The sequence below is a fragment of the Chloroflexus sp. genome (assembly GCF_034431535.1).
In the GTDB taxonomy this organism is placed as follows: Bacteria; Chloroflexota; Chloroflexia; order Chloroflexales; family Chloroflexaceae; genus Chloroflexus.
Window position 1 is genome coordinate 1 of the sequence record NZ_DAOUDC010000047.1, and the last position, 12,379, is coordinate 12,379.

Below are 12,379 nucleotides of genomic sequence, written 5' to 3' on the forward strand. Positions count from 1 at the left end.
AAATCGCCCCGCGCGGGAGTCTATCGTTACGGATGAGGCTATTCCGTGCCCAAAATCCCTTCCAGCCGTGAAGGTTGCGGCGCGGCCTGCGCTTGCCGGCCAAAATCGTCGCGGCGGAAGACGATCTTGCCGGCGGCCATCGTCAACATGACCTGCCCTTTCAGGCGCTGGCCGCGCAGAGGCGTGTTTCTGCCCCGCGACACAAACAGGTCTGGGTCAACCACCCAACTGCGTTCCGGATCGAAGATCACGATGTCAGCCGTCGCGCCGGGGCGCAGGTTGGCTGGCGAGCGGTTGATGACTTGGGCCGGGCCTTCGGTAAGTTTGGCGATCAGGTTGACGATATCGAGTTCGCCACGGTGGACGAGGGTCAGCGCCAATGCCAACGCCGTCTCTAGCCCACTCATGCCGGGTGGCGCGATGCCGTATTCACAATCGCGATCGACCAGCGCATGCGGCGCATGGTCAACGGCAATTGCATCAATCACGCCATCGCGCAACCCTTCAACCAACGCCTCAACATGTTCGATATTGCGTAGCGGCGGTTCGACGCGGGTCGAACTATCGTATGGCGGCAGTAGGGCCGGATTAAGCCACGACGGCAGGCTGAGATCGGGATGCGCGCCGGGCCGGCCCGTCTCAATTTCGTTGCGCTCTTCCAGCCAGCCGAGCAGCCAGCGATCGGTTAAGGTGAGGTGGTGCGGCGTGACTTCGGCAGTTACCCGCACGCCACGCGCGCGGGCAGCGCGGATCAGCGCCACGCTGCCGGCGGTGCTGACCCGGCTGATGTGTAGATGGGCGCCGGTCGCTTCCGCTAGCGCAATGTCGCGGGCAACGATCGCCTCTTCAGCGGCAGCGGGAATGCCGGGCAGCCCTAAGCGAATGCTCACCGCACCCTCATGTGCGACGCCGCCGGCAGCGAGCTGCGGATCTTGACAACTCACCATGACCGGCAAGCCTAAAGCTGCCGCGTAGGCCATCGCATTGCGCATCAGGGTCGCATCGGCAATCGTGCGCCCGCCATCACTGAAAGCAATGCAGCCGGCTTCCGCCAGTTCACGCATCTCACTCAATACGCGCCCCTCGTTGCCCAGCGTCAGCGCGCCGATCAGATCGATCCGCACGCTGCCGTAACTGTCGGCCAATTCGCGCAACTGCCGGATCGCGGCGGCATTGTCGGGCGTGGGGCGTGTGGTTGGGCGCGCACAGAGCGTGGTGAACCCTCCGACCGCTGCGGCGGCGCTGGCGCTAGCGATCGTCTCTTTGTGCTCTTCACCCGGTTGGCGGAGATGGGTGTGGAGGTCGGTAAACCCCGGCGCTACTACGCAACCGCGCGCATTAATCACTTCCACATCCGGCCCGATCGGCTCGCGTTCGCTGTGCAAGTCGGCGAGATCGTATAAACGCTCCACTTTGCCGTTCGTAACCAGAATATCGCCGATCGTCGCCACTCGGTTAGCTGGATCGATGATCGTGCCATTTTTGATTAGATACCGCATTGTATCCCCCTTAACCGGCCATTCGGTAGAGTAGCGCCATGCGCACGGCGACGCCGTTAGTGACTTGTTCTTCAATCGCTGCCGGCGAGGCCGTGGCGACTTCAGGAAAGATTTCGATGCCTTCATTCATCGGGCCGGGATGCATCACGATCGCGTGCTTAGGCAGGCGTGTCAGCCGTTCGGCGGTCAGACCATAGACTCGCGTGTATTCGCGCAGCGCCGGCAACAACCCGCTTTGCATCCGCTCCTTCTGCAAGCGCAGTGCCATCACCACATTCGCTTCCGGCAGCAGTGGATCGAGCTCGTGGACGACCCGGATTGTGGGCCACGTCGCCGTCCAAAACGCAGCCGGCCCGATCAGCGTTGGCGGGCCGCAGAGCGTTACCCGCGCGCCGAGCCGGGTTAAGCCCCACAAGTTCGAGCGCGCCACCCGGCTGTGCAGCACATCACCGACGATCACGACGTTGAGATCGCGGATCTGGCCGAGCCGGCTGCGCATCGTGTACAGATCAAGCAATGCTTGGGTCGGATGGGCGTGGCGTCCATCGCCAGCGTTGATCAGCGAGCCGCGAAAATGGCGCGCCACTAAATAGGGTGCGCCCGATTGGCTGTGCCGCATGACGATAATGTCAGCGCCGAGCGCCTGTAGTGTTCGCACGGTGTCAACCAGTGACTCGCCTTTTTCAACGCTGCTGCCCCGGGCGGTGAACGTGACGACGTTGGCTGATAAGGCGCGCGCGGCGAGCTCGAACGAGATGCGCGTGCGGGTGCTCTCTTCAAAGAACATATTGACGACGGTTTTGCCGCGCAGCACCGGCACTTGCTTGATCTCGCGCCCAAGCACTTCGCGCATGCTTTCGGCAGTCTCTAAAATCTCTTCGATCTCGGCGGCGCTAAAGTCATCGAGATCGATCGCGTGGCGGCGCAGTTCACTCATTGCTTGCACCTCGCTGAATCACAACTTCATCAACCCCGTCGGTTTCGCGCAGACGCACCATCACCCGCTCTGAAAGCGAGGTTGGCACGTTTTTGCCGACGAAGTCGGCCCGGATGGGCAATTCGCGGTGGCCGCGGTCGATCAGTACGGCCAGTTGAATCCGAGCTGGGCGGCCTAGATCGGCAATCGCATCGAGCGCGGCCCGCACTGTGCGTCCGGTAAAGAGCACGTCATCTACTAGCACCACTGTCTTGCCGGTAATGTCGATCGGCAGATCGGTCTTACGCACGCGCGCTGCCGGGCCACGCAGCTTCAAATCGTCGCGGTAGAGCGTAATATCGAGTTGGCCGACCGGCACGCGCGTGCCGTCAAAGTCGGCGATCGCGGCGGCGAGCCGTTCAGCCAGCGGCACACCGCGACTGCGAATGCCCACAATCACCACGTCGCGCAGGCCACCGTTGCGCTCGTCAATCTCGTGGGCGATTCGTACCAGCGCTCTCCGAATCTCGTCGGCTGACAGAATCTGTTTCTCGTTGCTCATGCTTTCCTCCGCACTGCCGCATCCGGCGGGCTGCGCAAACAAAAAAACCCTTGCCCGCCGCAGCGGGGCAAAGGGATAACGGCATTTCAGGCCGGGTCGGGTTCTGGTTCATCTATCCTATGCTCCTTTACAGCCTCACGGGGCTGTATTAAAGGCCGTTGCATCGTACCATACCCCGACAGGGGTGTCAACAAACGGTGTGGCGCCTCGCCACACATAACGGCGAAACATGGTACCATACCGTCAAGTGAGCAACTACTTGCGCGCCGAGATGGCGCCTCGCCGGAGATTCTGTTATGCCGCGAGTCTTGATTTTGCACGCATCGGTTGGTACCGGCCACAAACGCGCAGCCGAAGCGTTGGCCGCTGCGTTTAGCCGTCGCCAGCCGGGAGAGGTGCGGGTTGAGGATGTGCTCGATCACACCTCGCGCCTGTTCCGTCTCGCGTATGCGCGCTCGTACCTTGAATTGACCGATCGGGCGCCGCTGGTGTGGGGGTATTTTTATACCCAGACCAACGCTGATCCGAATCTGGCTGAAATTACCAACAATATTCGCAAACTGGTTGAGAGCATCGGCACCAACGGTCTCAAAGAGGTGCTGCGCGCGTTTCAACCGGAAGTGATTATCTGCACTCACTTCTTGCCGATGGAGCTGCTCGTCGGCTATAAACGCAGCGCGCGCCTCGTTGAGCCGATCTATTGCGTGATTACCGATTATGCGGCTCATACCTTCTGGACATACACCGAAATTGATGGCTATTTTGTGGGTGATGAGCAAACGCGCACCCAATTGATCGAGCGCAGCATTAGCCCGCAACAGATTGTGGTGAGCGGGATCCCGATCGATCCGCAGTTTGCCCAGCCCAACGATTGCCGGATGGCCCGCATGCGGCGTGATTTGCCGCTAGATGGCACGGTGGTCACCTTGTTCGGCGGCGGGGTTGATGATGATCACGTGCGCCAAATCGTGAGCGGCTTGATGCAAAGTGACCTCAAGGCAACCCTCATGGTTGTGGCTGGCCGCAATACCACGCTGGTTGAGTCGCTCAGCGATTTTATCTCGACCCCGAATATCGATCTGCGTGTGCTTGGTTTTATCGATTACGTTGATGATCTGATTACGGCAAGCGATTTGGTAATTACCAAAGCGGGCGGCCTGATTATCAGCGAGGTGATGGCGCGGGGAACGCCTATGGTGATTATTGACCCCATCCCCGGCCACGAGGAATGGAATGCCGATTATGTGGTCAGCACCGGCAGCGGCATCCAATTGCGAATGTGCGAATCGACGCCGCGGGCGGTGCTCAATCTGCTCAACCATCCCACCATGTTGCTGGAAATGCGCCGGTGCGCGCAGGCGGCGGCCCGGCCACATGCTGCGCTTGAAATTGCCGAGAAGGTCATCGCTGATCTAGAACAACATCGTTATGATTGAGACCGCTATGAATCGGCAGCCGATTGATGTGCTGTTTGCTATTTCTGATACCGGCGGCGGCCACCGCAGCGCAGCGGTAGCGATTAGCGCGGCGCTCGAACAGTTGTCGGGCGGGAGTATTACGTGGGCCATCGAAGATCTGTTGCAAGCTACAAATGTGCCCGGCGTGCGCAGCGCTCCCGGTCTCTATGACCAGCTTTCGACTCGCTGGCTGAAACTGTACAATTTCTCGTTTCAACTGACCAATTCGCGCTCAACCGTTGGTTTTCTCTCGCGAGTGGTCTATCTGATTGCCCGCCAGAATCTCGAACGCCTGCTGGCCGAAAGCCGCCCGCGGCTGGTGGTTGTCACCCATCCGCTGGTGCATCGCCTCGTCTGTGCGGCCCGGCGGCGCCGGCATAATGCGTTTCGGGTTGTGACCGTCGTGACTGATCTCGTGACGCTGCATGCGTCGTGGAGCTATCCCGGCGTTGATCTGGCTCTCACTCCAACCGATGAGGCGTACCGTTTGATGCACAAGCGCGGTATGAAGCCGAGCCAGTTGCAGCGTTGCGGCTTTCCGGTGCATCCCAAGTTTGCCGCCGAGAACCGTGATGCGCCGACCGTGCGTCGCGCTTTGGGGTTTGATCCCGATCGCTTCACCGTCTTGTTGACCGCCGGCGGCGTCGGGTCGGGCCGGCTCGGTGAGCTGGTGCAAACGCTCGAACAGCAGATGCCTGATAAGCAGTTGCTCGTCGTCACCGGCAAGAACCGCGCCCTCTATGAAGAGCTGCGCCGGGGGCCGCGCTTGCCCCATACCCATCTGTTTGGTTTTGTCAACAATATGGAAGAGCTGATGGCGGCGAGTGATATGGTGGTGACGAAAGCCGGCCCCGGTACGCTGATGGAGGCGTTGGTGATGCGCAAGCCGGTGATCGTGACCGAGGCAGTCGGCATTCAAGAGCACGGTAACATTGATTTTGTGCTGAATTACGAATTGGGCTTTTTCTGCCCCACCAACGAGCGGATTGTCGCCGCGATCAGCAATCTCAAAGACCCGGCCCTCTATGCGGCGACGGTCGAGCGGCTTAAGCATGCCGTGCCCCGTGATGGCGCTATGCAGATTGCCCGCGTCATCCATCAGCAATTGAGTTTGCAGCCGAAAACGCCAACCCGGCACGGGTAACAGACAGGGAGAACGCATACGTTCTCCCTACCTGTGGTGTTGCCATAATCGCGCCAATAATGTTTCCACCAATTCCTGCCCGCGCAGTTGGTGTCGCCAGCCTTCAGGGATGCCGCTGATCCCATAGCGGATGCCGGCAATCCCGCCGGCGACGCACGCCGTGGTGTCGGTGTCGTGCCCTAGCCTAATCGCTGCCCGTACAACGTGTTCATAGGTGTGGCCTTGCGCTACTGCCCACCGCGCCGAGCGTAGCGTGTCAACCACGTAGCCTTTGCCTGCTCCCGGCGCCGGGGCGTCGGGCTGGATATGCGTTTCCAGCTCGATCCGCGCTTGACCGTTGCCGTAGATGTCGCGCAGCCGGTGTGTCGCCGTGACCCACGCATCGTTGTCGCCAACCAATTCGTAGCGTGACCACAAGCAGTACAACGCGCAGCAGATTTGCGCCCGCAGATGGCCATGGGTTGGTAATGATTGCATGTGCGCATCAGCCACCAGCGCCCGATCGTCGCCAGTGTGCCAGAGTGCGAGCGGCAATACCCGCATGAGCGAACCGTTGCCATTGTCGTATTCGCCCGCCGGCCCTGATCGGTACGGCGGCAAGCCTCGCTGCAACGCTTGAATGGCTTTGACCGTTTGCATACCCGCATCGAAGACGATGCCGTCAGGGGTATACGCGCCCTCTTCATACCACTTTCGTATCTTGAGCGTAAAGTCTGTGAGATCAAGCCGGTCACACGTGAGCAGTGAATCAAGCAATGCCAAGGCCAAGGCCCCGTCATCTGACCACGTTCCCGGCGGGACAGTGGGGTGGCTGCGCGGGAAGTTAACCGGCGGCTGCATGTCAATCTGTTCGGGTGGTGGCAGCGCGTTGGGCGGGTGGAATTCGTATGGCACCCCTAGCGCATCGCCGATCAAGAGGCCGTATAACCCGCCTGCGATGCGGTCATGTCTGTCCATTCTCCCTCTCCTATAAGCTGAGTCTTATGGCAGTGAACGTTGGTATTGTACTGCATTGGTGAGGCAAAAGGGAGGGATCGTTGTTGGTGCAGCGGAATTGTTACCAGAGCGTGCGGCAACTGCCGTCGTAACGATGGAGTGCGGCAGTTATACAGCCGCACTCCATACCCCTGCCTCGCTTGCTCTTTACCCGCGTGCCTGCTCGAAGGTGGCGGTCGTTGCGCCCTGCGCGTCGAGCGCGGCTGCCACCCGCTCGCCGGCCTGCACGCCGGTGGCCCACGTCTTGGGTACGCCGACGCCGCCGCGGTAGCTGCCGGTCAACTGCAACGTTGGCCAGCGCTGTTCGAGCCGCTCGATTGCGGCCATCCGTTCGCGATGGCCGAAGGTGTACTGTGGGATCGCGTAGCGCCAGCGCGTGACGTGAGTCAGCAGCGGTTGGCCGCTGATGCCTAGCACCTGCTGGTTGTCGCGGATGGCCGACTCGATCAGCGCCTCCTCGCTCTGCTCGGCCAATTCGGGCCGGATCGCGCCGCCCGCCAGCGTAATCGTCAGCGCCCGATCAGCCGGCGCAACGTGCGGGAAGAGGCTGGAGGCCCACAGAATGCCGAGGAACTGCCGCCGTTCGCTTGACGGGGCCAGTACGCCAAACCCGTTCAGCTCGCGTGAGAGCTGGTCGCGGCGGAAGCCAAGGTGAACCACGGCCACCGGCGCATACGGAATGTTCCGCAATGCGCTGGCGACGCCGGTATCGAGCGATTCTACCAGATCGGCGGCGGCATAGGCCGGCGTGGCGATGATCACGCTGCGCGCGGTGATCGTCTCAATCTCGCCCGAACCATCAACCGTTATTTCCCAGTAACCGCCGTGATTGCGTAAACCAACCGCTTTCCGCCCCGTCCAGACATTGCCGGTGCCGAGGGCGCGGGCCAACGCGCGCGGCCATTCGGCCAAGCCGGCCCGGAAGCTGAAGGTGCGGCTGCGCATCTTTGGTTCGCTCACCGTCGGTTTTTGCTTGGGTTGCTTGAGCATGCCGCGCACAATGCTGCCGCCGCGTTGAGCCGCTTCCCACAGCGAGGGGAAGACCGCCGCGATTGATAGTTGGTTGGGATCGCCTGCATACACGCCGGCTACAAATGGGTCGAGCAGGTGTGTCGTGGCTTCGGGGCCGATCCGGCGGTTGAAGAAGGCGGCCACGCTCTCTTCGGTGCTGGCTGGTTCATTCTTGACGAATGGTTCGGCGAGCACGCGCAGCTTGCCTTGCCACGAGAGCAGCGGCGTTGTTACCAAACTGACCGGCGAGCTGGGGATCTCAACCGGCTTGCCGTTGATCAAGATAAACCGCCGCTTGCCATGGCGCGTTGCCGGCGTGATCCGCTCGCGCAAGCCAAGGTCGATCAACTCTTGCCACAACCGCACGTCTTTCGTGCCCAGCGTGTTTGGTCCGCAATCGAGCGTGAAGCCTTCCGGCGTGGTGACACTGTGGATCACGCCGCCAACCCGATTGCCCGCTTCGATCACCAGCACCCGGTACCCTCGTTTGTACAGCGTGTAGGCTGCCGCCAACCCGCCGATGCCGCCCCCGATCACGACACTGTCGTATGCTGCCATCATACGCGTTGCTCCTCATACCGTGCTCGAAAAGATCGGCCGTTCTGTCGCCTGTTGCAGATAGCGATCCAATTCCATCGCCAGATTCCGCACAAAGAACCGTCCGCGCTCGGTGACGCGCAAGCGGCGCGGTTCCACCTCAACCAACCCGTCGTCGGCGTAGGCCGCGATCCGTTCGATCTCAGCGGCAAACGCCTCGCCGAGCCGTTGCCCGTGCGGCGGCAATGCTAGATCGAATGGCACCTCAAGGTTGCACATCAGATGCATGATTGCCTTCCGCCGTATCAGATCATCGTCACTCAGCCGCATCCCGCGCGTGATCGGTAACTTTCCGGCGTCGATTGCACGCTGGTAGTGACCAAGGTGCGCATCATTTTGGGCATAGCGCCCGGCCAAATCACCGATCGCGCTCATGCCGAAGCCGATCTGGTGCGGCGCAGGCAGTACCGTATATCCCATAAAGTTGCGCTGCAACCGCCGCTCGCGCGCTGCGACCGCCAATTCATCATCGGCTAGCGCAAAGTGATCCATCCCGATCCATTCATACCCCACGGCGGTGAAAGCGTCAATGGCTTGCAAGAAGAGCTGGAACTTGTCGTAGCCGGTCGGCAACTGGCGCGCATCGACCCGCTTCTGGTTCGGGCGCGCCTGCGGCAGGTGCGCGTAGCTAAAGCAGGCAATCCGGTCAGGCCGCAGATCAATCATCGCTTGCAACGTCGCCGCAAAGCTGGCCGGCGTCTGGTACGGCAGGCCGTAGACCAGATCGATATTCACACTGGCAAAGCCGGCATCGCGCGCCGCCAGCACCACCGTCTCGGTCTGACTGAGCGGCTGAATCCGCCCGATCGCGACTTGCACATCGTGGGCAATATCTTGCACCCCGAAACTGATCCGGTTGAACCCCAGCTCGCGAAAGAGGAAGACTTGCTCGCGGCTGCCGATACGCGGATCGACTTCCAGCGCCACTTCCGCCTCGGGCTCAACGGTAAAGGCGGCCCGCAGCAGGCCCATCAAACGGCGCGACTGCGCTTCGTTCAAAAAATTGGGCGTGCCGCCGCCCCAATGCAATTGCACCACCTTGCGCCCCGTGCCGAGCGCGGCTGTCACCATTGCCAGTTCGCGTTCGAGCCGATCGAGATAATGATCAACCACGTCGGCCCGTTTGGTCGAGGTAGCGTTGCAGCCGCAGTACGCGCACCGTTCAGCGCAGAAGGGCAGATGCACATACACGCTGATCGGATCGGCGGTGGCTGCCACGTCGCGCAGCGCCGCCAGATAGTCATCGGCAGTGAATTGGGCGTTCCAATGTGGGACAGTCGGGTAGCTGGTGTAGCGTGGGCCGGGACGGTTGTAGCGATCGATCGTTGCGCGGGTGATCTCAACAGTCATAACAACCCCTCTTGCCGGCTAATTCTGTAGTTTCGTTTGCAAACTACGTGGACAAGAAAGCAAAAACCAAACCCATAGCTTTCCCAAAGACGCATGATCGACTCTGATTGTAGCATGATAGTCAATCATTTGATGATTTGAGTACATAGTTGCTGCTACCTGTTAAAAGTCGGTTTAGCCCATACCAATGCGGTCTACGATGGTTTGTCTTGTTGCAAGAGTTGCGAAAGCGTAACCATCAATGACTAATTTTTTTCGTTGTCTGCTGTCGGTCTGCATTTTACCGCAATTCTCATGCTATACTGAGACGCCGCATCTCGCGGTATCGTGGATGAAGTGGTATTGGGTATGAACCGTTCGCAACATCGACCGATTAGGCTGAGCGCGTTGCGCTGTATTGCTTACGAAGTAGCGCTCAACGGTTGGCGAATTCTGCGCCGGACCGTTAACGATTTTAGCCTCTGGCGATTGATCGAATATCCGTGGGCGACCAAGGCACTCGATGTTCGTCGTGGTGACTTGGTCGTTGATATTGGATCGGGTACCTCCTCGTTTCCCCATATGTTGGCCAAAGAAGGGGTAGATGTGGTGGTGCTTGAGCTTGATCCGGATCGGGTGCGGTGGCAGCAGGCCAAACGTGCGGCAACGGCGCGCCCCGGCGATGGCCGGTTTTTTCCGATTGTTGCCAGCGCTGCGGCGATGCCGTTTCGATCCGATTCGGTGGCCCGGATCGCTGCCGTCTCGACTCTCGAACATATCCCTGATGATGAGGCGGTTGGTCGTGAAATTGGCCGGGTGTTAGCCCCAAATGGTATTGCCGTGATTACTATTCCGTATACCAGCGGTGAGCGTACCGGCTTCTTCGAGGGGATTCGACGCTTCAAGCGGGTGGCCCGCAACGCTTTCGTCCAAGAGGGAAAGCCCGGTTCGTTTTTTCGCTTCTACAACGATGCGGATATTCAACGGGTGTATGTCCAACCCGCTGGATTGCAGATCAGTCCGCTGCGTGGGTTTGGTCGCTCAATCCTCAATTGGCGTTATCACGAGACGAAGTTAACCCGCTTTTGGCGCACCTTTATCCTGAAAGATTTGTTGTTGGCCTGGATTGTTCATCCGCTTGAAGAGTGGTTTGATCGTACCGATCCGCTCTATGTTATGTTTACCCTACGCAAGCCTGACTCAACTACGCACGTTTCCTGATGAGGGGTGAGCATGGTAGAATGCGCCAATCAGATTTGCGTGCCATCGGGAACAAAATGATGCCGATCAGCGTCTTCATCATGGCACGGTATATTCAATCATGGGATCTAGCATGCGCCTTCTATATATCTTGCCGCGCTATGATCAGGCGGCAATGGGTAACCGTATTCATACCGAGATTATTCTTGCGTGGCGCTCGATGGGGATTGATGCGGAGGTGCTGAGTTTCGCCACCGATCGGCGTTCCCCCTCTCGTACTGTCGAAGATGGGATCGTCGTTCATCGGTTGCCATCAGGTGGTACCTTGCCGATACGGTTCGCAAACCGCACGTTAGCTACGATCTTTCCCTATCCCTATCTCGCAGCCGCTATCGCTGGGTTACGGCAGTTCTTTGCTACCGCTCCCCCGTTTGATCTCTGCCACATCGAGACAGCTTTCCCCCTGGGTTTTGCTGCGGTAGTGGCCCCTCGCCACTCCCCGCCCTTAGCGGTTACCCTGCCCGGTGCCGATGTGATGGCCGAGCCGGAGTACGATTACGGCTATGCCCGTTTTCCGGCCGTGCGCGCGATCTTGCCCCTTGTTTTTCGCCGCGCCTTGGTGATCCGTGCCGATGCGCCCCAGATTCGAGAATTGGCGATTGCACGTGGCGCTCCACCAACGAAGGTAACCGCCATCCCGTATAACATTACGGTCGATAGCTTTCCACCGCCCGATGTATCGCTTGCTGAATTTCGGAGTCGTAGTCGGGCGGCGGTGGTCGCTCGTCATCAGCTCGATCCGCACCGCCCGATTATTCTGAGCCTCAATCGGTTGCATCCGTTCAAGGGCATCGCCTTTCTGGTTGAGGCAATCCCGACCCTGCGTGCGGCAGGGTTGGCCCCTCAGATTGTGATCGTTGGCCCGAACCGTTCGACACCACGCTTCGGTGATTATGGTGCATTGTTGCGCCGTCGCGCTGCCGAATTGGGGGCGGCAGCCGACGTGGTGTTGACCGGGGCTATTCCCCACCACGAAGCGCTGACCTATTTGGCTGCCGCTGATGTGGCGGTGGTGCCCTCGGTGGCCGAGTCGTTCAGTCGGGTTGTGATTGAAGCCTGTGCCGCCGGAACACCGCCGGTCGTTACCCGCACGACCGGCGCGAGTGCGTATGTGGCGGCAGCCCAAGCCGGTATGGTGGTCGAACCGCGTTCTGGTCCGGCAATTGGTACGGCCATCGCCGCCTTGCTTCACGACCCGACAACATGGCGTGCGTATAGTGCGCGAGCGGTTGCTTTGTCCCGTCAATTCACGTCACAGCGGATTGCTGCCGATCTTGCGCAGACCTACCACGCCGCGCTGCGTGGTGGACCACTGCCGGCACCGATAGCAATCGGCCAATGATCGCCTATGTTGGATAGTGATGTAAGGAGGAATGTGAATGGCCCGACATATGAAACTTACGCCTTTCATCGCGATCGCTGCGGTCACGATTGCCGTAGTTGTTGCCCTGCTCGTTACTCTCCGTCCCGGTCAAGCCGAAGAGGGTGGCCCGATTTTGCAGTATCCACCCGAACCACCGGCGCCGACCGTCGGCCCGAACCCGACCGTGCCCGCCGGCTTGGCCGCCGGCCCACGGTTTGTCGCCGATTTCACCACCGCCGATAGCT

At 60.1% G+C, this 12,379-nt stretch carries 10 protein-coding genes and 1 pseudogene; 5 read left to right on the forward strand and 6 right to left on the reverse strand.

Features of this window, described 5'->3' with window-relative positions:
- Positions 1-38: 38 nt before the first annotated feature.
- The 3 genes from U9R61_RS11045 to pyrR are packed head-to-tail and all read right to left on the reverse strand — an operon-like array spanning position 39 to position 2,977.
- Positions 39-1,499 (reverse strand): dihydroorotase, encoded by a 1,461-nt coding sequence (locus U9R61_RS11045; protein WP_322488871.1) that lies wholly within the window; start codon positions 1,497-1,499, stop codon positions 39-41.
- Positions 1,500-1,509: 10 nt separating this feature from the next.
- The gene (locus tag U9R61_RS11050) at positions 1,510-2,436 is read right to left on the reverse strand and encodes an aspartate carbamoyltransferase catalytic subunit (RefSeq protein ID WP_322488872.1); all 927 of its coding nucleotides are present in this window, start codon (positions 2,434-2,436) and stop codon (positions 1,510-1,512) included.
- The gene (gene pyrR, locus U9R61_RS11055; RefSeq protein WP_322488873.1) at positions 2,429-2,977 is read right to left on the reverse strand and encodes a bifunctional pyr operon transcriptional regulator/uracil phosphoribosyltransferase PyrR; all 549 of its coding nucleotides are present in this window, start codon (positions 2,975-2,977) and stop codon (positions 2,429-2,431) included. Before pyrR ends, U9R61_RS11050 begins: the two co-directional genes overlap by 8 nt.
- A gap of 296 nt (positions 2,978-3,273) precedes the next feature.
- Here pyrR and U9R61_RS11060 point away from each other — a divergent pair, with 296 nt between their 5' ends.
- Both U9R61_RS11060 and U9R61_RS11065 read left to right on the forward strand, forming a co-directional pair.
- Entirely contained in the window at positions 3,274-4,413 is a 1,140-nt protein-coding gene (locus U9R61_RS11060; protein ID WP_322488874.1) for an MGDG synthase family glycosyltransferase, read from the forward strand.
- 7 nt (positions 4,414-4,420) lie between these two features.
- Positions 4,421-5,578: an MGDG synthase family glycosyltransferase gene (locus U9R61_RS11065; protein WP_322488875.1), complete on the forward strand. Its 1,158-nt coding sequence runs from the start codon at positions 4,421-4,423 to the stop codon at positions 5,576-5,578.
- A gap of 27 nt (positions 5,579-5,605) precedes the next feature.
- Here U9R61_RS11065 and U9R61_RS11070 read toward each other — a convergent pair whose 3' ends face one another.
- From U9R61_RS11070 to hemN, 3 genes are all read right to left on the reverse strand, one after another.
- Positions 5,606-6,535, reverse strand: coding sequence for an ADP-ribosylglycohydrolase family protein (locus U9R61_RS11070; RefSeq protein ID WP_322488876.1), 930 nt, complete (start codon positions 6,533-6,535; stop codon positions 5,606-5,608).
- Between the two features lie 186 nt (positions 6,536-6,721).
- Entirely contained in the window at positions 6,722-8,146 is a 1,425-nt protein-coding gene (gene hemG / locus U9R61_RS11075) for a protoporphyrinogen oxidase (RefSeq protein ID WP_322488877.1), read from the reverse strand.
- 12 nt (positions 8,147-8,158) lie between these two features.
- A complete protein-coding gene (gene hemN / locus U9R61_RS11080) occupies positions 8,159-9,532 on the reverse strand; it encodes an oxygen-independent coproporphyrinogen III oxidase (RefSeq protein ID WP_322488878.1) in 1,374 nt (457 codons plus the stop codon).
- A gap of 348 nt (positions 9,533-9,880) precedes the next feature.
- Here hemN and U9R61_RS11085 point away from each other — a divergent pair, with 348 nt between their 5' ends.
- From U9R61_RS11085 to U9R61_RS11095, 3 genes and pseudogenes are all read left to right on the forward strand, one after another.
- The gene (locus U9R61_RS11085) at positions 9,881-10,732 is read left to right on the forward strand and encodes a class I SAM-dependent methyltransferase (RefSeq protein WP_322488879.1); all 852 of its coding nucleotides are present in this window, start codon (positions 9,881-9,883) and stop codon (positions 10,730-10,732) included.
- A gap of 112 nt (positions 10,733-10,844) precedes the next feature.
- Positions 10,845-12,113: a glycosyltransferase family 4 protein gene (locus U9R61_RS11090; protein WP_322488880.1), complete on the forward strand. Its 1,269-nt coding sequence runs from the start codon at positions 10,845-10,847 to the stop codon at positions 12,111-12,113.
- Between the two features lie 37 nt (positions 12,114-12,150).
- Positions 12,151-12,379, forward strand: a pseudogene (locus U9R61_RS11095) (hypothetical protein); the annotation flags it as partial.

Bases quoted from the DNA above. Each gene is read 5' to 3' on its own strand.
- U9R61_RS11045 (WP_322488871.1), bottom strand. From the start codon at position 1,499: ATGCGGTATCTAATCAAAAATGGCACGATCATCGATCCAGCTAACCGA.
- U9R61_RS11050 (WP_322488872.1), bottom strand. From the start codon at position 2,436: ATGAGTGAACTGCGCCGCCACGCGATCGATCTCGATGACTTTAGCGCC.
- pyrR (WP_322488873.1), bottom strand. From the start codon at position 2,977: ATGAGCAACGAGAAACAGATTCTGTCAGCCGACGAGATTCGGAGAGCG.
- U9R61_RS11060 (WP_322488874.1), top strand. From the start codon at position 3,274: ATGCCGCGAGTCTTGATTTTGCACGCATCGGTTGGTACCGGCCACAAA.
- U9R61_RS11065 (WP_322488875.1), top strand. From the start codon at position 4,421: ATGAATCGGCAGCCGATTGATGTGCTGTTTGCTATTTCTGATACCGGC.
- U9R61_RS11070 (WP_322488876.1), bottom strand. From the start codon at position 6,535: ATGGACAGACATGACCGCATCGCAGGCGGGTTATACGGCCTCTTGATC.
- hemG (WP_322488877.1), bottom strand. From the start codon at position 8,146: ATGATGGCAGCATACGACAGTGTCGTGATCGGGGGCGGCATCGGCGGG.
- hemN (WP_322488878.1), bottom strand. From the start codon at position 9,532: ATGACTGTTGAGATCACCCGCGCAACGATCGATCGCTACAACCGTCCC.
- U9R61_RS11085 (WP_322488879.1), top strand. From the start codon at position 9,881: ATGAACCGTTCGCAACATCGACCGATTAGGCTGAGCGCGTTGCGCTGT.
- U9R61_RS11090 (WP_322488880.1), top strand. From the start codon at position 10,845: ATGCGCCTTCTATATATCTTGCCGCGCTATGATCAGGCGGCAATGGGT.